This window comes from Mycolicibacterium obuense, assembly GCF_055397605.1.
On the sequence record NZ_AP043663.1, the window covers coordinates 300,019 to 319,637 of the forward strand.

The window sequence follows — 19,619 nt, forward strand, 5'->3', positions numbered from 1 at the left end:
GTTGCCGGATATTGCCGAGCTATGACGTGAGCGGCAGCCCGTCGTCGAGGAAGTCGAGTCCGGCGACGATCGCGGCCGGATCGATGGGGGTGTTGTGCAGCGCGGCCATCATGACGCCGGTCATCGCGCCCGCGGTGATGCGCAGGCGGGGGTCGTCCGCCGGCAGGCCGACTCTAATAGCGAGGCCGTCGGTGATCAGCTCGATCGTCTCGATGTAGGTCATGTAGAGCGCGCCATGTGCTTCCGGCAACGAATACAGCAGCCGCTGGCGGGCCATCTCGTCGGCCCATTCGGGTTCGTCGATGCCGGCGAACATCTGCTCGACGGCGCACCGGTAGGCCGCGATGGGAGAGAGTTCGGCGGGCGCCGCCAGGAACAGTTCGATGACCGGCTCCGTCAACTGATCGGGGATCAGCAGCGCGGCTTTGGTGGGGAAGTAGCGGAAGAAGGTGCGCGGCGAGATGTCGGCCGCTGCGGCGATCTGCTCGACAGTCGTGTTGGGGTAGCCGAATTGCTCGAAGAGCCGGAAAGCGGCGCATCGCACCGCTTCGCGGGTCTGACGCTTCTTGCGTTCGCGAAGCCCCTCAGTGTGTTTCAGGGACATTCACAGATCATGGCGCAGTCATCCCCAGACTTCTGCCGATCGGTTCAGCTGAGCACAAGTGTCACACTTAGCGCGATCATCACTGCCGCGATGGTCCCGTCGAGCACCTGCCACGTGCGCGGCGAGGCGAAGTAGCCGCGCAGTCGCGTGGCCCCGAAGCCCAGCGCGGTGAACCAGACGGCGCTGGCCGTCACGGCGCCGACCCCGAACAGCCACCGCTGATCGCGGTGCTCGTTCGCCAGGGTGCCGAGCAGGACCACGGTGTCGAGATACACGTGCGGGTTGAGGAAAGTCAGCGCGAGGCAGGTGGCGAGGACACCGGCCAGTCGCGCGGGCTTGGCGTCGGCGGGGGTCAACGCCCCGGGTCGCAGCGCTCTGCGTGCCGCGAGGAGTCCGTAGACCAACAGGAATGCAGCACCGCCGTAGGTCGCGACGTCGACTAGTCGCGGGTGCGCGCTGACCAGCGCCCCGAAGCCCGCGATTCCGGCGGCGATGAGGACGAGGTCGGACACGGTGCAGAGGGCGACGACGGGCAGGACGTGTTCACCGCGGATGCCCTGGCGAAGCACGAAGGCGTTCTGTGCGCCGATCGCCGCGATCAGTGCCATCGACGTGGCGAAGCCGGTCAGCAACACCAGCGACGAAGCGTTCATGACTGTGACGATAGGTAGCTGTCTCTGACCAATACAGCTAAAGATTCTTAAGATGAATCAGTATGGCTAATGCGTGCTGGACGTCTTGCGGCTGCCGTGTACTGCACTGTTGAGCTTTCCTCGGGCAGAAGTGTGCGATGTTTACGAGCGTCCAGTCACCGACGATCACTGAACGGAAAGAACTGGAGCTGTTTCCATGGCCGTCGTCGCAGGAGTCGACAGTTCGACCCAGTCCTGCAAGGTCGAACTGCGCCGGCTCGACGACGGCGCGCTGCTCGGCAGGGGCGCAGCCCCGCACCCCCCGGCGTTCGCGCCATGCAGCGAGCAGTGGCCCAGCGATTGGTGGGATGCCTTCGAGGCAGCCTTCGCTCAAGCGGTGACCACCGCCGGCATCGCTGCCCGCGAGGTCGTCGCGATCTCCTTTGCCGCACAATGCCACGGCCTGGTTGCCCTCGCCGACGACGACTCAGTCATCCGGCCTGCCAAGCTGTGGAACGACACCACCTCCGCACCGCAGCTCGACCGGCTCCGCGAACGGATCGGCGACAAGGCCTGGGTCGACGCGGTCGGATCGCTGCCGACCGCGGCTTTCACCCTCAGTAAACTCGCCTGGCTTGCCGAGCGGGAGCCAGCGGGCTTCTCGCGGCTGGCCAAGATCTGCCTGCCCCACGATTGGCTGACCCGCCAACTCACCGGCGCGCACATCACCGACCGCTCCGAGGCCTCCGGAACCGGCTACTACAGTGCCGCCGAGGGTCGTTATCTGCCCGAGTATCTGCGGCTGATCGACGCTGACCGGTCGTGGAGCACCATGCTCCCCACGGTCTTGGGACCCAACGACGCTGCTGGTACCGCGACCTCCAACGCCGCAAGGCGTCTGGGCGTGCGCGCCGATCTCGTCGTCGGCGCCGGTGGCGGTGATCAGCACGCTGCAGCGCTGGGGCTCGCAGTCGAACCCGGCGACGTCGTCTTCGCCTTGGGAACCTCCGGCGTGGTTTACACCGTCAGCGCCGCACCAGTATTCGACCCAACAGGGACCGTTGACGGGGTCGCGGACATGGCCGGCGGCTACCTACCGCTGGTATCGACACTCAACGCCGCACGGGTGACCGACTGGGTGCAGCGCATCCTGGGCGTCGACCACGCCGAATTGGCCAGGATGGCGCTGGCCGCAGACCCCGGTCGCGCTCCAGTGTTCGCGGCCTTCCTCGACGGGGAACGGAAGCCCAACCGGCCTGACGCCACCGGTGTGCTGGCCGGCATCACCGCGGCGACGTCACGAGACGAGCTCGCCCGCGCCGCCCACGAAGGCGTCTTGCTGGGTCTGCTGCTTGGCCTGCGCAGCATCGCGGCCGCCGGTGTGGCCACCGATGGACGCATCCTCGTGACCGGCGGCGGATCCCGCTCGCCGGCCTACCGCCAGATCCTGGCCGACCTCACCGGCCGCGCCGTTCAGGTCGCCGACCCCATCGACGCCGACGAAGCCACCGCGCGTGGCGCCGCCGTTCAAGCCGCCGCCGTCGCTCTGGGCAGCTCGGTCACCGACGTCCGCCGCGACTGGGCGCCGTCGACGCAGGTGATGGCTACTCCACGCCCGAGCACAGAGCACCTGCGCGAATGGCTGTTCGAACGCTATCTGCGCACCGTCCGCGTTGACTCACTAGAAATGCGCGCAAATGGGCGGGCCGTTGCCTCATCAGAAATGCGCGCGTAGGCCCAGTAGATGGGGTTGACGTTGACCGAGCGCCGAGCAATCACCGAGGCGGCTGCGAAGCGCTATCAGCTGGCAAGCAAGGGCGTCAAAGGTCGGATCCTCGACGAGTTGTGCGCCAACACCGGGTGGCATAGGAGTCACGCCCGCAAGGCGCTGAAACAGGCGCTGGTGCCCAGGATTGTGGCCAGGCGCAGCCCGCGTCCTGTGAAATACGGGCCGGAAGTCATCGCAGCGTTGACGGTCTGTTGGCAGGTCTTGGAGATGCCGGCCGGCAAGCGGCTGGCGCCGATGCTCGGTGAGCTGGTGGCGGTGTTGCGGCGTTTCGGAGAGCTGACCATTACCGAGGACACCGCGGCATTGCTGACCTCGATGTCGGCGGCCACCATCGACCGCAGACTTGCCGGTGAACGCGCCAACCGCCAGCTCAGAGGGCATGTGGGCACGAAGCCAGGATCGCTGCTCAAGACCCAGATACCGGTACGCACCTGGGCGGAGTGGGACGACGCCCAACCCGGGTTCGTCGAGATCGACCTGGTCTTCCATGACGGCGGCGACCGCGGTGGCGGCCATGCATTCACCTTGACCGTCACCGATGTCGCGACCGGCTGGACCGAAAATCGATCCGTACCGAGCAAATCCGCCAAAAATGTGGTGGCGGCTCTTAACGACATCGCTAACACGATGCCGTTTCCGATCATCGGAGTGGATTCCGACAACGGATACGAGTTCATCAACGGTCACCTGCTGTCGTGGTGCGAGCGGCGCCATGTCACCTTCACCCGGGCGAGACCAGGCAACAAAAACGATGGCTGTCATGTCGAGCAGAAAAATTGGGCCGTGGTGCGTTCAGTCGTGGGTTACTACCGCTACGACACCGCCGCGGAGCTGTTGTTGCTCAACGAGATCTGGCGTTTGCATTCGAAGCTGGCCAACTACTTCTGCCCGCAGCAGAAACTGATCTCCAAGACTCGTCGCGGTGCCAAAGTTTCCAAGAAACACGACCAGGCGACCACGCCGTACCGGCGTGCGATCGATCACCAGACCATGACGGTTCAACGCGTCATAGCGCTCAAGCGGATCTACTCGCTCATCAATCCCGCCGCCACACGGCGCCAACTCCACGCCTTGACCGTCCAACTTTTCACCCTCGCCACCAGCAAACCCACTAACGACGGCCAACCGGCCATCACCAAGCGCGCACGCTCACGTGAGGCAACGACCACTCCTACGCGCGCATCTTGACGTGAGGCAACAGGCCGTCGACTGGGGCGATCTCGACAGCGTCGCTCGCACCCCACCGCCAACGCCCCCTGGGTCCGCGGCGGCGGCGCGGTGAATCGATCAGTCATGCCCGCATCCCACGTCATTCCGCTCAATGACAGTCTCATCCGCCGGCTGCAGGACCTGCCGGAGCCGATCGACTTGGCGGGCAGTCTTTACGCCCTGCCTGCACCAGACCGCCGGGCCGCCGCCACGCTGCTGGGGCGGCGAGGCATCGGGATCCACGCCGATGTCTTCGGCGACGTCACAACCGGTGTCAGCATCGACTTGATCACGGAGATGGCTGACACCGCAACCGGTTTCGTCGATGTTCACCTACTCGATGCCGCTGCCCACGATGCGGCGTTCGCCGCAGTGTGCCGGCCGGGAATCTCACGGATCACCTTCCCCTTCGAGGGGCTACACGACACCGAGGCCATCGCCGGACGCATCCGCGCAATCGGTGCCCAGGCCTGGCTGGCGGTCTCCCCGGCAACAACGTTCGACCAGTGCCGCGATGCTCTGGCCCACGTCGACGGACTACTGGTCATGCTGATCGAACCGGGCACGAGCCAGGCCGCCGACACTTCGAACCTCACCAAGAACGTCGATGCCCACAGTGCCCATCTGCCCAACGGCGTCGACGGCGGGGTGGGAGAAGACATCCTCGATCAGGTCCACCGGTCCGGCGCCGGGTATCTCGTCGTCGGTCGCAGACTGTTCGTGAGCCCCGACGACCGACCAGGGAGAAGTTTTCGGTGAACCCCCTCAATCTCGTTCGCGAGGAACTGAACACGGTCTTGCGCGCGATCGACCCCGCCGTCCTCACCGGGTTGGCCGACCATTTCGCCGACCGCACCCAACGCTGGTTCGTCTCCGGGCAAGGGCGATCGCGGCTGGTGGCCGGCATGGCCGCGATGCGGCTCATGCACATCGGCTTCGAAACCCATCTCGTGGGAGAGGTCACCGCACCCTCGATCGGCACCGGCGATGCCCTGCTGATGCTCTCGGCGTCTGGCGAGACCCCGGTGTCACTGCACCTGGCTCGTCGCGCCGCCGACGCGGGCGCCTACGTCCTGGCCATCTCCACGAAAGCCACCAGCTCGCTGGCTGACATCGCCAACCACGTGGTAGTCGTCCCCGTGATCACCACGAGCCAATTCGGAGGCTCGCTGTTCGAACAGAGCTCACTGCTGCTACTCGATGCCGTGGTCGTCGAACTCACCCACGACAACCCCGGTGCCCTGGACATCATGCGCCAGAACCACACCAATCTCGAATGACGTCAATACTCTTCACGTGAGCGCTGAGAACCCACACGGCGATGTCACCGCCGGGCATCTAATCGCTTGGTGGGCAACCCAATTCAGCTGCAACAGCTGTCATGGCGGCCGCCGCGGCGTCCACCGTCAGCAGGGCGTTGCCCGCGACGACGTGCAGCCCGTAGGCGTCTTCGAGCGCGACGAACGTCATCGCGAGCTGATCGTCGTCGAGGTTCGGGGTGAACGCGCCGCTTCGTCTGCCCGCGGCGAAGATGCCGAGATAGGTGGCGGTCTGGCGGAGGTACATCTTCTGCACGAGTTCGTCGTGCAGAGCGGAATTGCCTGCGAGGAAGTCGAATTCGTACAGCAACCGCATCAGCGCGTCGTCGGGTCCGCTGGGTAGGCCCGCGCGGATTGCGATCCCGAGTTGCCTTCGCGGGTCGTCGGTCTCGCCGACCAGACGGTCGCGCTCGTCGCAGAATCGTTCCACGCCGGCGGAATGCGCCTCCACGAGCAGTGCGTCGAGGTCGTCGTAGTAGTAGAGCACCGTGCCGCGGCTCAGTCCGGCCTGTTCGGCGACGTCGGTGAGGGACAGCGAGCGCAGGCCGCGCTTGTGGCCGGCGCTGTAGGTGGCCTCGATGAGGGCCTGTCGGCGGGCACCCTGATTACGCGGTCGAGCCATGGGTTGACAGTAATCGAGGTCACATGTCACATTCTTCGACGTTACTGTCAAATAATTATTCACCCGACGTCTGGACCCGACATGACCCGATCGACGACGCCCCCCGGCGTCACCGGCCAGCCGCCCGCGACCTACGACGGCGTGCTCTCGCGCTCGCTCGGCGTGGGCGGCAACGTCCTGATCACGCTGTCGGGCATTTCGCCGGCCTCCAGCGTCTTCGTCCTCGGTGGCGCCGCGCTGGCCGCCTACGGCACGGGGGTGTTCTGGGGCTTTGCGATCGCCGGTGTGATCAGCCTGCTGATCGCGCTCTGCTACGCCGAGCTCGCATCCCGCCATCCCGTCGCGGGCGGTGACTACTCGCTGGTCAGCCGAACCCTCGGCCCCGCAACGGGTGTCGCGGTGTTCTTCGTCGGCCTGGTCACGCTGCCGCTGATCGTGGCGATCTTCGCGCTGGGCGTCGCCGACTATCTCGGCGTCGCGATCGGAGGCCTGGACCCGCTGTGGACGGCGATCGTCGTGACGGTGCTGGCCACGGCGACGGCGTGCCTGAACATCCGCGCCAACGCGTGGGTCACCGGCGCGTTTCTGTTCGTGGAGATGGCCGCACTCGCGCTGCTGGCCGTCCTCGGCTTCGTGCACGTCGAGCGGCCGGTCAGTGCCTTGCTCGATCCGCAGGCGTTCGACGCCGCGACGGGTGGCCTGGCGCCGCTGGGAATCGCCGGCCTCGTCATCGCCGTCACGCAGGGGATCTTCTCCTACAACGGCTACGGCGGAGCGGTGTACTTCGCCGAGGAGACGAAGAACGCCAGGCGGGCCGTCGCCCGCGCGGTGCTGTGGAGCGCCGCGATCACGATCGCAGCGGAGATCGTTCCGCTGGCCGCCATCCTTCTCGGCACGGGTTCACTGACGGATCTGTTCGGGTCGGATCTGCCGGTCGAGGCGTTCCTCGAGGAGCGCGCTGGACACGCCGTGACGGTGTTCGTGCTGGTGTCGATCGCGCTGGCGATCGTCAACGCGATCATCGCGATCGCACTACAGTCCGGGCGTCTGCTGTTCGCCGCGGCACGCGATCAGGCCCTGCCCGCCTCGCTCGCCGCTCCGCTGACCCGCGTCTCGGCGTCGGCGCAGATGCCGTGGGTGGCGACGATCGTGATGGGCGTGCTCGCCACGGCCGGCTGCCTGGTACCGCTGGGCGTGCTTCTCAATGCCACCGGATCGACCCTGGCGTTCAGCTACGGGTTCATCGCGCTCGCCGCGATCATGATGCGGCGCAACGCGTCTCCCGGCGACGGCTACCGGATGCCGTGGTGGCCGCTGCCACCGGTGGCCGCGCTGCTCGCGATCGCGACGATCTTCGTGGTCGGCGTGCTCGACCCGAACCAGTGGCTGAGTCTCGGCATCGCGGTCGGCATCGTCGCGGCCGGATACGCCTACTACTTCTGCTATCTGCGCTCGCGGGCGGGCACTCACCTGCTGTTGCTCGACGTGCGCGACGAGGAGGGCTGACGCAGATGGATACTCTCATCACCAACGCGCGCGTCCGTACGTTCGACGATGCACTGCCGTGGGCCGAGGCGGTCGGCGTCCGTGCCGGCCGCATCGCCTTCGTCGGCCCGGCTGCCGATGCTCCGGCAGCCCGGCAGGTGATCGACGCGGGTGGCAGGCTGGTGACGCCGGGCATCGTCGACAGTCACAACCACCTGCTGCTCGGTTTTGACGAGGACGCCGTATCGCTTGAGGGTGCACACGACCTCACCGAGGTCCGCCGACGCATCTCCGAATTCGCCGGCAGGCGAGGTGATCTGACGTGGATCTGTGCTGAGAACGCCGTCTACTCGGTGGTCGAGGGACGTCGACCCAACGCGCGAGACCTCGACGGGCTTACCGACAAGCCGTTGTTCATCACGACCTACGATCAGCACTCGGTATGGCTCAACCGCGCAGCGCTTGCGGTGCTCGGCATCGCTGACGGCGCCGACGTGCCGTGGGGGCGGCCCGAACGCGACGAGGTCACCGGGGACCCCACCGGATGGGTGACCGACTTCTACACGAGCGCCATGACCGAGGCCGGCCTTGCGGCGCTGCAAGCCGACGTCCCGATGTACTCGCCAGACCGCCGCTACCGAAAGCTGCAGTCGAGTATGCGGATGGCGACGGCGCTGGGCATCACCACGGTCGTGGAACCACAGGTTCCGCTTGCTGAATTGCCGTTGTTTGAGCGGGCGTTGGCCGAGGGCGTGTTGACGTCGCGGGTGATCGCGGCGCTGTTCCACCCCGTCGGCGCCGACGGCGGATTCCGGCGGCGGTTGCGTGACGCGGTCGATTCGGCGATGGACCACCCGATGCTTCGACTGGGTCCGGTCAAGTTGTACGCCGACGACGTCATCGAACCGCACACCGCGCTGATGCTCGAGGACTACGCCAACCGGCCGGGTCAGCGTGGTCGGCCGAGTTATCCGGGCCGCGAACTCGTCGCCGTCATCGGCGAACTCGACAGGATGGGATTCCAGACCCACACCCACGCGACGGGAGACGCGGGAATCCGCCTGACCCTTGACGCAATCGAGGCGGCCGCCCGGGTGAACGGAACCCGCGACCGTCGACACGGGATCGTGCACGTCGAGTGCCTGCACCCCGACGACCTGCCGAGGTTCGCGGAACTGGGTGTGACGGCGGCGATGCAACCACGACACTGCTCGCCGGATCTGGTCGCGGGCACCTGGATGGAGAACGTCGGCGAGGAGCGGTGGGATCGCGCGTGGCGGTTCCGCAGCCTGTTGGAATCCGGTGCGACCGTGGCATTCTCGAGCGACTGGCAGGTGGGGGAGATGGATCCGCTCGTCGGCCTGTACTCGGCGGCAACGCGGGCCGGGCTGGACGGTTCCGATCCGTGGACCGTCGACGAACGGGTCGGCCTCGATCGCGGCCTGGAGGCCTACACCGTTCACGGCGCGCGCGCGTGGCACGCGGAACACGACCGGGGCCGCATCGGGACCGGGCTGTTCGCCGATCTCGTGGTGTGGTCCGGTGACCTGTACGACTACGAGAACTCGCCGGAGGCGCTACTGGACCAGCGCGCCGAGCTGACGATGGTCGACGGGACGGTCGCGCACTCGACCGGAACGCTGACCGATCGCGTGGGCTCGGATGTCGCGGTCGATCCGGTGATCGCGGGCACGGCCGTCGAGCACGTGCACTGCCACTAGAACTCGGTGACCCTCCTGGTCAGGCTGGGCAGCAGCACCGTGTCCACGAGGGTTCGCACGGTTTCCTCGGTCGGCGGTCGGTCGGCGACCAACGCTCGGAACACGAGGTATCCGGGCAGCAGATCGAAGATCTCCTCGTTGATCGCCGATGCGTCGATCTCGCCGCGTTCCACCGCGGCGGCGAGCACGCCGTCGATGATCATCTTGCGCTGTATGACGAACTTTTCTTGAAAAGCCTGGCTGAGCCGCGGGTTGTGGGACATCTCGTTGAGCACCGCCCGCATGGTCGGAGTGTGGTCGCGGGAATGCTCGCACACGGCGCGCCCGATCTCGAGCAGATCGGTACGCAGTGAGCCCGTATGGGGCGGCACCGATGAACTGCGGGTGCCCTCGATGAATGCCGCCAGCACCAGGTCTGCTTTCGAGGGCCAGCGCCGGTACATGGTCGCCTTGCTCGCCCGTGCTGCCGCCGCGACGGCCTCGACGGTCAACCGGTCGTATCCGTGCTGCTGCAACTGCTGCAGCGTGACGGCGAGCAGTTCAGCTTCACGCGTCGTCCATGGACACTGCGCGGTGTCGTCCGTGGACTCGCTGTTCACATTTTTCACCTTAGATCGGAATGCATCCGCGATCACTGACGTTCGCAGCGGGGAGAGCAGTCGTTCGTGCGCGCGTCAAGCGGTTGCGACGCGTTGAACGGTACCGTACCGTTCTCGTACGGTCTACGGGATGACCGACAGATGCGGCCGGTGCCGGCTGCGTCGGCCGGATGCGAAAGGCGCACCAGTGAGTGGGATTTCGGTTGGCCGGTTGGCGCGGCGGTGGTGGACCGTCATCGTCGCCGTCGTTGTCGTCGCGTTGGTTGCGTTCACCGTGGTCCGGCTGCACGGCATCTTCGGATCCGACAACGAAGTGTCCCGGCCAGGGTCGGACGCGTTGGAGAACACGGGGTTCAACCCCAAGCAGGTGATCTTCGAGGTCTTCGGGTCCCCGGGATCGGTGGCCACGATCAATTACCTCGACATACACGCCCAACCGCAGCGCGTCGACGACGTGCCCCTGCCGTGGACGCAGACGCTGACCACCGACGACCCGACGCTGTATGCCGACCTGCGCGCTCAAGGTGACGGCGCGACTATCGGATGCCGCATCACGGTCAACGGGATAGTCAAGGACGAAAGGTCCACGAACAACGTGAACGGGTACATCTCCTGCCTGGACAAGACCGCATGAGCAACCACAGCGCGGAGACCGTCGAGGGGTCACGGATGGCCCGCCTGATCCGGCGGCTCGCACTCCCCATCGTGTTGGTCTGGGTCGCCATCGCGGTGCTGTCCAACGCAATAGCGCCCCAGCTCGAGGTCGTCGGCGCCGAACGCTCGGTGGGTCTCAACGCGCCGGACGCACCGTCGATCATGGCGATGCGCCACATCGGGCAGGTGTTCCACGAGTTCGACTCTGACAGCGCGGCGATGATCGTGCTCGAGGGTGACAAGCCGCTGGGTGCCGACGCACACGAGTTCTACGACCGGTTGGTCAAGCGGCTGTCGGCGGACACCGAACACGTGGAACACATCCAGGACTTCTGGGGCGACCCGCTCACGGCCGGTGGATCGCAGAGCAAGGACGGCAAGGCCGCGACCGTGCAGCTCTACCTGCACGGAAATCAGGGTGAGGCGGCGTCCAACGAATCGGTCGACGCGGTCCGCAAGATCGTCGCCGACACCCCGGCGCCACCGGGTGTGAAGGCCTATGTCACCGGCGCATCGCCCTTGGTCACCGACAACTTCGAAGTCGGTAGCGAAGGCACCCACGAGGTCACCGCCATCACCTTCCTCGTCATCGCGATCATGCTGCTGGTCGTCTACCGCTCCGTAGTGACGATGTTGATCGTGCTGCTCACGGTGGCCGTCGAACTGATGGCTGCCCGTGGCGTGGTCGCTGTTCTGGCCCATTCCGGGCTCATCGGCCTGTCCACCTACTCCACGAATCTTTTGACGCTGATAGCCATCGCGGCCGGGACGGACTACGCGATCTTCGTCGTCGGCCGGTACCAGGAGGCGCGCAGCAAAGGGCTCGAACGTCTGCCCGCCTACTACGACATGTACCGCGGCACCGTGCACGTCATCCTCGGCTCGGGCCTGACCATCGCCGGCGCCGTCGCGTGTATGCAATTCACCCGGCTGCCGTACTTCCAGACCCTGGGCATACCGGCGGCGCTCGGGGTGCTCATCACGTTGGCAGCGGCGTTGACGATGGGGCCCGCAGTTCTGTTGATCGCCAGCCGATTTGGCTTGCTGGAACCGAAGCGGAAGCTACAGGCCCGCGGGTGGCACCGGATCGGCACCGCCATCGTGCGCTGGCCGGGCCCCATCCTGGTGGTGACACTGGGCATCGCGCTGATCGGTGTGCTCGCCCTGCCCGGCTACCAGACCAGTTACGACAATCGGCCCTACATCCCGGACAGTGCGCCCGGTGTGGTCGGGATGCAGGCCGCCGAAAGACATTTCACCGAAGCTCGGATCAATCCGGAGCTGTTGATGATCGAGACCGATCACGACATGCGTAATCCGGCCGACATGCTCATCCTGGAGCGTGTCGCCAAAGCGGTCCTGCACACGCCGGGTATCGCGCTGGTCCAGTCGATCACTCGGCCGCTCGGCACACCGATAACGCACAGCTCCATACCGTTTCAAATCAGTGCGTCAAGTGCCAGCCAGATCATGAACTTGAGCTACCAGCAAGACCGCGCTCAGGATCTACTCAAGCAGGCCAATGAAATCGACAACACCATCAACGTGCTCAGGCAGCAGCTGGCCCTGCAGCAACAGAGTGCCGCAGTCACCCACGAGCAGACCGAGGCGTTCCACGACACCGTCAACACGGTCACCGATCTGCGTGACAAGCTCGCCAATTTCGACGATCAGTTCCGGCCGCTGCGAAACTACTTCTATTGGGAGCCGCACTGTTTCGACATCCCGATGTGCGCGGCGCTGCGCTCGGTGTTCGACTCCCTCGACGGGATCTCGGAGCTGGCTGACAAATTCAATGCCATCACCGCCAGCCTGGACAAACTGGATGCACTCCAGCCCCAACTGGTTGCGCTGCTACCACCGCAGATCGCCATTCAAGAACGTAATCGCGAGCTGACGCTGTCGAATTACGCGACCACAGGTGGGACCAACAACCAGAGCCAAGAGGCCCTGGTCAATGCCACCGCCATGGGGAAGGCCTTCGACGACGCCAAGAACGACGACTCGTTCTACCTTCCGCCCGAGGCTTTCGACAACCCGGACTTCAAGCGTGGCCTGAAGCTGTTCCTGTCGCCGGACGGTAAAGCGGCCAGAATGATCGTCACCCATCAGGGCAACCCGGCGGACCCCGAGGGTATTCCGCACATCGATGCCATCAAGGACGCGGCGTTCGACGCACTGAAGGCCACCCCGATGTCGGACGCCAAGATCTACGTCGCGGGCCTCGCTTCGACCAACAAGGACATCCAGGAGGGAATGACGTACGACCTGCTGATCTCCGCGCTGGCAGCGTTGGCGCTGATCTTGCTGGTCATGATGTTCATCACCCGCAGCATCGTGGCGGCGATCGTCATCGTCGGCACCGTGGCACTGTCCCTCGGGGCGTCGGTCGGTTTGTCAGTCCTGTTGTGGCAGTACATCTTCGGCATCCATCTGTTCTGGATCGTCGTTCCGTTGGCGATCATCTTGCTGCTCGCGGTCGGTGCGGACTACAACTTGCTGCTGATCTCGCGATTCGAGGAGGAGATGAACGCGGGCCTACGGACCGGCATCATCCGAGCGATGGCCGGTACCGGCCGCGTCGTCACCGCAGCCGGGTTGGTCTTCGCGGCGACGATGTCGTCGTTCATCTTCAGCGACCTGGTGGTGCTCGGTCAGATCGGCACCACGATCGGGCTCGGTCTGTTGTTCGACACCCTGGTCGTGCGTTCGTTCATGACACCGGCCATCGCGGCGCTACTGGGCCGCTGGTTCTGGTGGCCGCGCAACGTCCGGCCCAGCCCGGCCAGCCGAATGTTCCGTCCGTACGGCACCCGCACTGCGGTGAGGGAGTTGCTGCACCTCGACGAGCGCAAGCGGGACACCCCGACGGCGCCCGCCGAGACCTAGCCCGAGCCGGGGGAGGTCACTTCCCTTGGCGAGCGCCCAGCCCCGCCGCCAGCGGCTTGGCATCCGGATGGGCGTCGGGCTGCGGAGCCGTCGGGCTGAACACCGCCTCGCTCTGCGGTCGAACCATGGTCATGACCCAGGCGAGCACTGCGAGAATGAGCACCGCGCCCGCGGGGAAAAGAAAGGCCTTCTCGCCGAAGTAGTGCTGCAGGAAGCCGCCCATGACCGCGCCAGAGGTCAGTCCGAGCCACAGCGGACCCTGGATCCAAAACGACGGAGCCGGCTTGTGCAGCAGCATGTTCGCCAACCCCGCGCCGAAGCGAACGACGCTGCCGGTGACGTACGTCAGCGCGAGGCTGCGGCCGGCCTCGTCCTGAAGCGTGGCGTTCTGCAGGCCCAGTGCCAGCACGATCGGGTAGACGTGCCACGGCACTGCGTCAGGTCCATGGGGCATGAAGACACCCAGCAGTATCAGCGACCCCTGCACGGTCAGCAGAGTGGCCAGCCGCCACCTGCCCGACCACGCGGCGACGAGCGTGCCGAGGAACGCGCCGAAGCAGAAGACGAGGATGACGCCGCCGAACCGGACCACGCCGATCCAGTCGGCGTCACTGGCGGCCTCGCCGAAGCGGGTGGTGTTCCCGCTCATGAAAGACATGAACAACTGGGCGTACTCGATGAATCCGATGGCGTCTGCCATCCCGGCGAGCAGCGACAACGTGACCGCAAAGCGGAACCGGGTTCTGTCGTCGGCGGGAAAGCTCTTGTCTGTCACGTCGGCTCCTCATGTGTTGGGGCGCGGCAGGCAGCGGCGCGAGACACGGTCGACGTTGACGGTGTGCGATGAATCACTGTGTTGCCCGGCAACAACTTTGGCGGACCACTTCAGACTGCCGAAGTTGTGGTCCTTTCTACCCGGCCGCTGAACCGAGGGAAACCGCCTAAAGATGACGGGAGGCGAACGTCTCCGGAGACGCCAGCGGCGGCCGCTACTGGTGAGCAGCTATGAGTCGCTCGACACCGTCAGATGTAGGCGACCGACCATTCGTAGAGCCTGTGCAGTATCGCCGCGGTCGAAGACCGCGGCGTGGATTCCTCGCATGGCCCCGGTGATCGTGTGCGCTGCCGCCGGGATGTCGGTATCCGGGTCGATCGTCGCGTCTGCAGCGCACCTCGTCAGGATCTGCTCGACGCCCTGCTCGAAGGTGTCGTGCCAGCGCTCGGCGAACGATTCTGAACGCGGAACTCCGAGGTCGCGGAAGAGGACATGCGCGGACGGTGTCGCGTAGATGGCTTCGGCGGACAGCCGCAAGAACGTGCTCAACTGCGAGAGGGGCTCGGCCGGCCACGGCGAACTCTCGTAGTGGCGACGCATGGCTTCGACCAACACGATGGCAGCGTTGTCGATCGCTGCTTTGAACAGTTCGCGCTTGCTGTCGAAGTGATGGAAAGCAGTACGTAGCGCGACACCGCAGTGCTGGGCCACCTCTTCGACGGTGATCTGGCTGTAGTCCTGGTCCCGAAGCAGTTCCTGCGTGGCGATCATCAGACGTAGATCGGTGGGCACGGACTTGGTGTCGCGGCCAGACGCATCGTTGACCCATCGGTGCACGGTCGACGTATGGACACCGACCTCCCCCGCAACAGTCGATGCCCGTTCTCCACCGAGCACTCGTTCCACAGCCGCCTGCCGCACCGAGATCCCTGGGCTCGACCTACCGGCCATGTGGCGATCGTACGACGACGCGGCCTTGCGTAAATTGCATTCGACATGCAATAGTCGCATTGAGAGGTTCGCCCGAGCGGTACACCTCACACGAAAGGGAGGCACCTCGTGCGCAGCGACTACCGCACGGCGCGCGCGTTGGTGACGGGTGCCAGCTCGGGCATCGGGGAGGCGTTCGCGAAGGCACTCGCCGCACGCGGCTGTGACCTGGTGTTGGTCGCCCGCCGCCGAGAGCGGCTCGAACCGTTGGCGAAGGAGCTCGAGGAGCGGCACGGAATTTCCTGTGTCTCAGTGCCTTTCGACCTGTCCGCTCGGCACCCGGGAAGAGAACTGCGGGCGCTGGTCGAGGGTGACGTGGACATCCTCATCAACAGTGCTGGGTTCGCCGCCCAAGGTCCGTTCGTGGAGGGCGACGCAGAGGACTTCGCCCGGGTACTGGCCGTCGACGTCGGGGCAGTCGTCGACCTCTGCCATGCATTCCTGCCGGAGATGGTCCGACGGCGTCGTGGCGCGATCGTGAATGTCTCCAGCACAACGGCGTATCAACCGGTACCCACGCTGGCCGTCTACGCGGCGGCCAAAGCGTTCGTGCTCAGCTTCAGCCAATCACTCTGGTACGAAGCACGGCAACACGGCGTCACGGTCTTCTCGTTCGCGCCGGGGCCCACCCACACCGAGTTCTTCGACGTGATCGGCGAGACCGCTACCGCCGTGGGCCGGATGCAGTCCGCTGACCAGGTCGCCGCGGCGGGCTTGCGTGCGCTCGACCGTCGCTGGACGCCACCCTCTGCGGTCTCCGGGGTGAGCAACACGATCTCCGCGGCACTGGCGCGGCTGGTTCCGCGGCGTGTGCTCCTGCCGGCGCTCGCGCGGTCGCTGCGACCCGTGGAAGCCAAGCGATGACCGCCGACGTCCAGTCGAAAGCAAAGCTCTCGATATTCCCCTGCACCTGAACCACATTCGCAACCTACGGTAGGAGCACGACATGATCTTGGTCACCAGCGCAGCGGGCGGCGTCGGGCGTCCCCTCGTTCGACAGCTCGTCGCCGACGGCCACACTGTGAGGGCGTTCGTCAAGAACGAAGATCAGGCGCGACGCTCACGGGCGGACGGGGCGAGTGAGACCGTGATCGGTGACCTGGGGCGACCGGGCGACCTCGAACACGCGCTGAGTGGAGCCCACCAGATCTACCACGCCGCCCCGACCCAGCTCATCGACGAGCTGCCCGTGGCCGAACGACTGATCAACGCAGCCAGAGGTGGACGGCTCGATCAGATCGTGTTCCACTCGGTCATTCATCCTGACATCGCCGAGCTTCCTCACCACCGGCAAAAGCTCGAGGTGGAGAACATCCTGCGGGAGTCGGGTCTGCCCGTGACCGTGCTTCGCCCGTCGCACTACATGCAGAACGTTCTCGACTTCTGGGATTTCTTCGGCGCGGGACTACTTCCCTACCCCACCTCACCCGAAATCCCCATGGGCGTCGTCGACGTCGAAGACATTGCCGCCGCGGCGGCCAACGTGTTGGCCAGCCCAGCGGAACACATCGGAAAGACCTACGATCTGTCGACGGTAGAACTCACCCGCCACGACATGGCGCGCATCTGGAGCCGCGTGCTCGGCCATCCCATGGTCGCCGTCCGGATTCCCCCGCAGGCGCTGGAGAACCCGCTGGCGGCGGTGGCGCCGTTCGGCTCGGCGATCGCGAAATCGTTGCTGTCGAGCAGATTGCGTTCGCTCCCCCACGTCCTGCGGGGATTGGTTGCGGCGCCGAATGCGCGGGGGTTCCGAAGCTGGTCGCCAGAGGCGCAGGACACGTACGTGCAGATGATGACGTACTACGACGTACACGGACTCCCTGCAGGCAATTTCGACGATCTGCCGAAGGTGTTGCCGCGGAAGCCCACCGATTACGAGCAGTTCGCTCGCCGTACCGCTGTGGCGCACGGCGTCGCCACACCATGAGGCCGTCGGAACCGGCGCCGCAGTCGATCGCTGGTTGAATCAGCCGTGAGCCGACACGTCGAGCGCGGCACCGACGATAGAGTCGGTGTCGATGCTGTGGAGGCGATACACCGACTCGAGGTCACCGACCTGACCGAACGTGCTCACTCCCAACGATTTACACCGCACACGGTTGATGGTCGCAAGGAACGCCAGGGTGTGGGGATGCCCGTCGAGCACCGTGACCATGGGCGCGGCTCGATCGGCCGGGAAGATCTGGTCGAGAATCCACGATGGTCCCTCGACGAGCCCGTCGCGGGCGCGGATCGCGCGGTACAGCAGGTCGGGGCTCGTCACGCAGATGACCTCGGCCTCCACACCCGCGCCGGTGAGCCGGTCCGCCGCTGCGAGAGCCTCGGTGACCAGCGCCCCCATCACCACGATGGACACCGAGGGCGCGGTGGCCGGACGCAGGGTGTAGGCACCGGCGAGAACGTGCCGACGGCGTCGTTCCCGTGCCGCCGGATCCGTCGGGATGCCGGCCAGCTCCTGACGCACCGGCCGGGTCGACAGCCGCAGATAGGACGACGACCCGTCGGGTTTGCCCAGTCGGCTCAGGCACTCGAGCAGGATCCACTCGACCTCGGCGGCGAACGCCGGTTCGTAGCTGGTGCAGCCGGGTTGCTCGAGACCGATGGACGGTGTGGTGATCGACTGGTGCGCACCGCCTTCGGCGGCCAGCGTGACCCCGGACGGGGTGCCGACGAGTATCGATTGTCCGCCCGCATAGATACCGAAGGACCACGGCTCCAGCGCACGTTCGACGAACGGGTCGTACAGCACGCCGATGGGTAGCAGCGGCTGACCCCAGCGACTCCAGGTGGCGCCCAGTTCGCCCAGCAGGCCGACGAGGTTGACCTCGGCGATGCCGAGCTCCATGTGCTGACCGGTCGGGCGTTCCCGCCAGTGCATGATCGTGTCCGAGTCGTCGGCGAACCAGTCCGGCCGTTCCGACGGCGACCACACACCCACTTTGTTGAGCCACCCGGCCAAATTGGTGCTGGAGCTGACGTCCGGACTCACGGTGACAATGCGCCGCGCCACCTCGGGCGCTTCCCGTGTCAGGTCGAGCAAGGTGCGCCCCAGTGCACTCTGCGTGGTGGACACCGCGGGCGGGTTGCGCCCGATGTCGGTCGGAACCCGCGGGGGTTCGACGGGCTGGATCGTGTCTCGATGCAGCCGTTCGGCGACCCGGCGGCAGAGTCTACCGGGGGACGACCCAGGATCGAAGCGATGGAACGGCTGACCCGCGTCCTCGCCGAGAGTGGCAGCCAGATCAGCGAATTGGTCGTCGGTCAGCAGCGATGAATGGTTCTGCGGGTGCCCCTGGGTGGGCAGGCCGTAGCCCTTGATGGTGTAGGCGAGGATGACCGTGGGCCGGGTGTCGTCGATCCGGTCGTAGGCGTCCAGCAGAGTGGTGACATCGTGCCCGCCGAGATTGGCGATCGCCCGGACCAGGGTGGCGTCGTCGAGGTCGGCGATCAACGCGGCCACCCCGGCCGATTCCGGACCGTCACCGGGCAGCCTGGCGCGCAGTTCCTCGGCCGAACAGCGCAGCAGCCGTTGGTATTCGGCGTTGGGCATGGTCACGATGCGGGTGCGCAGGTCGTCACCGCCGGGGCGGCGGAACAGCCCTTCGAGCACGGTGCCGAATTTCACCGTGAGCACCTGCCATCCTGCGGCGGCGAACATCGCCTCCAGCCGCCCGGAGGCGATGTGGGGGACGACGCGGTCCAGCGACTGCCGATTCATGTCGACGATCCAGACGATCTCCCCGAGCTCGGGCACCACCGGATCCAGCACCGCTTCCCAGATGGCGCCCTCGTCGAGTTCTGCGTCGCCGACGAGCGAGTACTGACGGCCGGACCCACTGCCGCCGAAGACGGTGTCGACGTAGCGGCGAGCGAAGGTGGCCCAGATCGGCGCCGTCGCGCCGATGCCCACCGATCCCGTCGAGTAGTCGACCGGATCGGGGTCCTTCGTCCGACTGGGGTAGCTCTGCAGGCCTCCGAATTCTCGCAGGCTCGTCATGTACTGCTCGTCGAGAGACCCGAGCAGATAGTTGATGCTGTGCAGCACCGGGGAGGCGTGGGGCTTGACCGAGACCCTGTCGCCGGCGCGCAGCCGTCCGAAGTACAACGCGGTCATGATCCCCGCGATCGATGCCGACGACGCCTGATGTCCGCCGACTTTGAGGCCGCTGGTATTGGGGCGTATCCGGTTGGCGTGGTGCACCATTGCCGTCGACAGCCAGAGCACGCGGGAGGCGATCGCGTCGAGATCCGACACGGTCGCCGCATCGTCGGGCCGGGACACGGGCTCGGGAGAGTGGGCAATCGTCATGACGTCAGCTGTCCTTTCCGGT

General features: G+C 66.0%; 17 protein-coding genes. 10 read left to right on the forward strand and 7 right to left on the reverse strand.

Going from position 1 to position 19,619, the window contains the following annotated elements; translation table 11 throughout:
- Positions 1-19 precede the first annotated feature (19 nt).
- Together ACZ50N_RS01430 and lysE are read right to left on the reverse strand one after the other, a co-directional pair.
- Positions 20-604, reverse strand: a complete 585-nt coding sequence (locus ACZ50N_RS01430) for a TetR family transcriptional regulator (RefSeq protein ID WP_464474419.1) — start codon at positions 602-604, stop codon at positions 20-22.
- 44 nt (positions 605-648) lie between these two features.
- On the reverse strand, positions 649-1,257 hold the full coding sequence (gene lysE, locus ACZ50N_RS01435) for an L-lysine exporter (protein WP_464474420.1): 609 nt from the start codon (positions 1,255-1,257) through the stop codon (positions 649-651).
- A gap of 196 nt (positions 1,258-1,453) precedes the next feature.
- On the opposite strand from lysE, the gene xylB reads away from it, so the two are divergent.
- The 4 genes from xylB (at position 1,454) to ACZ50N_RS01455 (ending at position 5,514) form a co-directional block, all read left to right on the forward strand.
- Positions 1,454-2,971 carry a xylulokinase gene (gene xylB / locus ACZ50N_RS01440; RefSeq protein WP_464474421.1) on the forward strand — a complete coding sequence of 506 codons (1,518 nt, stop codon included), beginning with the start codon at positions 1,454-1,456 and terminating at the stop codon, positions 2,969-2,971.
- Between the two features lie 9 nt (positions 2,972-2,980).
- A complete protein-coding gene (locus ACZ50N_RS01445) occupies positions 2,981-4,213 on the forward strand; it encodes an integrase catalytic domain-containing protein (RefSeq protein ID WP_048421677.1) in 1,233 nt (410 codons plus the stop codon).
- Between the two features lie 105 nt (positions 4,214-4,318).
- Complete coding sequence (locus ACZ50N_RS01450; RefSeq protein ID WP_464474422.1) at positions 4,319-4,993, forward strand: beta/alpha barrel domain-containing protein; 675 nt, start codon at positions 4,319-4,321, stop codon at positions 4,991-4,993.
- Positions 4,990-5,514: an SIS domain-containing protein gene (locus tag ACZ50N_RS01455; RefSeq protein WP_464474423.1), complete on the forward strand. Its 525-nt coding sequence runs from the start codon at positions 4,990-4,992 to the stop codon at positions 5,512-5,514. The genes ACZ50N_RS01450 and ACZ50N_RS01455 overlap by 4 nt, the downstream gene beginning before the upstream one ends.
- Before the next feature lie 58 nt (positions 5,515-5,572).
- Here the strand turns inward: ACZ50N_RS01455 and ACZ50N_RS01460 are convergent, their stop codons facing one another.
- On the reverse strand, positions 5,573-6,175 hold the full coding sequence (locus ACZ50N_RS01460) for a TetR/AcrR family transcriptional regulator (protein WP_464474424.1): 603 nt from the start codon (positions 6,173-6,175) through the stop codon (positions 5,573-5,575).
- A gap of 81 nt (positions 6,176-6,256) precedes the next feature.
- Here ACZ50N_RS01460 and ACZ50N_RS01465 point away from each other — a divergent pair, with 81 nt between their 5' ends.
- Both ACZ50N_RS01465 and ACZ50N_RS01470 read left to right on the forward strand, forming a co-directional pair.
- Positions 6,257-7,681 carry an APC family permease gene (locus tag ACZ50N_RS01465; RefSeq protein WP_046361565.1) on the forward strand — a complete coding sequence of 475 codons (1,425 nt, stop codon included), beginning with the start codon at positions 6,257-6,259 and terminating at the stop codon, positions 7,679-7,681.
- Between the two features lie 5 nt (positions 7,682-7,686).
- On the forward strand, positions 7,687-9,381 hold the full coding sequence (locus ACZ50N_RS01470; protein ID WP_464474425.1) for an amidohydrolase: 1,695 nt from the start codon (positions 7,687-7,689) through the stop codon (positions 9,379-9,381).
- Here ACZ50N_RS01470 and ACZ50N_RS01475 read toward each other — a convergent pair.
- Complete coding sequence (locus tag ACZ50N_RS01475) at positions 9,378-9,989, reverse strand: TetR/AcrR family transcriptional regulator (RefSeq protein WP_464474426.1); 612 nt, start codon at positions 9,987-9,989, stop codon at positions 9,378-9,380. The two genes, ACZ50N_RS01470 and ACZ50N_RS01475, sit on opposite strands and share 4 nt — an antisense overlap.
- A gap of 178 nt (positions 9,990-10,167) precedes the next feature.
- Here ACZ50N_RS01475 and ACZ50N_RS01480 point away from each other — a divergent pair, with 178 nt between their 5' ends.
- Together ACZ50N_RS01480 and ACZ50N_RS01485 are read left to right on the forward strand one after the other, a co-directional pair.
- The gene (locus ACZ50N_RS01480; protein ID WP_048421671.1) at positions 10,168-10,614 is read left to right on the forward strand and encodes an MmpS family transport accessory protein; all 447 of its coding nucleotides are present in this window, start codon (positions 10,168-10,170) and stop codon (positions 10,612-10,614) included.
- Positions 10,611-13,523, forward strand: coding sequence for an MMPL/RND family transporter (locus ACZ50N_RS01485; RefSeq protein WP_464474427.1), 2,913 nt, complete (start codon positions 10,611-10,613; stop codon positions 13,521-13,523). The genes ACZ50N_RS01480 and ACZ50N_RS01485 overlap by 4 nt, the downstream gene beginning before the upstream one ends.
- Positions 13,524-13,539: 16 nt before the next feature.
- On the opposite strand, the gene ACZ50N_RS01490 is transcribed toward ACZ50N_RS01485, so the two are convergent.
- Both ACZ50N_RS01490 and ACZ50N_RS01495 read right to left on the reverse strand, forming a co-directional pair.
- A complete protein-coding gene (locus ACZ50N_RS01490) occupies positions 13,540-14,298 on the reverse strand; it encodes a YoaK family protein (RefSeq protein ID WP_464474428.1) in 759 nt (252 codons plus the stop codon).
- A 228-nt stretch (positions 14,299-14,526) separates the two neighbouring features.
- On the reverse strand, positions 14,527-15,249 hold the full coding sequence (locus ACZ50N_RS01495) for a TetR family transcriptional regulator (protein WP_464474429.1): 723 nt from the start codon (positions 15,247-15,249) through the stop codon (positions 14,527-14,529).
- A gap of 108 nt (positions 15,250-15,357) precedes the next feature.
- Between ACZ50N_RS01495 and ACZ50N_RS01500 the strand changes: the two genes are divergently transcribed.
- Both ACZ50N_RS01500 and ACZ50N_RS01505 read left to right on the forward strand, forming a co-directional pair.
- Positions 15,358-16,152, forward strand: coding sequence for an SDR family NAD(P)-dependent oxidoreductase (locus tag ACZ50N_RS01500; RefSeq protein WP_464474430.1), 795 nt, complete (start codon positions 15,358-15,360; stop codon positions 16,150-16,152).
- An 82-nt stretch (positions 16,153-16,234) separates the two neighbouring features.
- The gene (locus ACZ50N_RS01505) at positions 16,235-17,215 is read left to right on the forward strand and encodes an NmrA family NAD(P)-binding protein (RefSeq protein ID WP_464474431.1); all 981 of its coding nucleotides are present in this window, start codon (positions 16,235-16,237) and stop codon (positions 17,213-17,215) included.
- Positions 17,216-17,254: 39 nt separating this feature from the next.
- Here ACZ50N_RS01505 and ACZ50N_RS01510 read toward each other — a convergent pair whose 3' ends face one another.
- Positions 17,255-19,597: a thiamine pyrophosphate-binding protein gene (locus ACZ50N_RS01510; RefSeq protein ID WP_464474432.1), complete on the reverse strand. Its 2,343-nt coding sequence runs from the start codon at positions 19,595-19,597 to the stop codon at positions 17,255-17,257.
- Positions 19,598-19,619: the final 22 nt, after the last annotated feature.

What these genes read in the sequence shown, in the direction of transcription:
- xylB (WP_464474421.1), top strand. Translation starts at nt 1,454, where the DNA reads ATGGCCGTCGTCGCAGGAGTCGACAGTTCGACCCAGTCCTGCAAGGTC.
- ACZ50N_RS01445 (WP_048421677.1), top strand. Translation starts at nt 2,981, where the DNA reads ATGGGGTTGACGTTGACCGAGCGCCGAGCAATCACCGAGGCGGCTGCG.
- ACZ50N_RS01470 (WP_464474425.1), top strand. Translation starts at nt 7,687, where the DNA reads ATGGATACTCTCATCACCAACGCGCGCGTCCGTACGTTCGACGATGCA.
- lysE (WP_464474420.1), bottom strand. Translation starts at nt 1,257, where the DNA reads ATGAACGCTTCGTCGCTGGTGTTGCTGACCGGCTTCGCCACGTCGATG.
- ACZ50N_RS01485 (WP_464474427.1), top strand. Translation starts at nt 10,611, where the DNA reads ATGAGCAACCACAGCGCGGAGACCGTCGAGGGGTCACGGATGGCCCGC.
- ACZ50N_RS01495 (WP_464474429.1), bottom strand. Translation starts at nt 15,249, where the DNA reads ATGGCCGGTAGGTCGAGCCCAGGGATCTCGGTGCGGCAGGCGGCTGTG.
- ACZ50N_RS01430 (WP_464474419.1), bottom strand. Translation starts at nt 604, where the DNA reads ATGTCCCTGAAACACACTGAGGGGCTTCGCGAACGCAAGAAGCGTCAG.
- ACZ50N_RS01510 (WP_464474432.1), bottom strand. Translation starts at nt 19,597, where the DNA reads ATGACGATTGCCCACTCTCCCGAGCCCGTGTCCCGGCCCGACGATGCG.
- ACZ50N_RS01505 (WP_464474431.1), top strand. Translation starts at nt 16,235, where the DNA reads ATGATCTTGGTCACCAGCGCAGCGGGCGGCGTCGGGCGTCCCCTCGTT.
- ACZ50N_RS01460 (WP_464474424.1), bottom strand. Translation starts at nt 6,175, where the DNA reads ATGGCTCGACCGCGTAATCAGGGTGCCCGCCGACAGGCCCTCATCGAG.
- ACZ50N_RS01450 (WP_464474422.1), top strand. Translation starts at nt 4,319, where the DNA reads ATGCCCGCATCCCACGTCATTCCGCTCAATGACAGTCTCATCCGCCGG.
- ACZ50N_RS01465 (WP_046361565.1), top strand. Translation starts at nt 6,257, where the DNA reads ATGACCCGATCGACGACGCCCCCCGGCGTCACCGGCCAGCCGCCCGCG.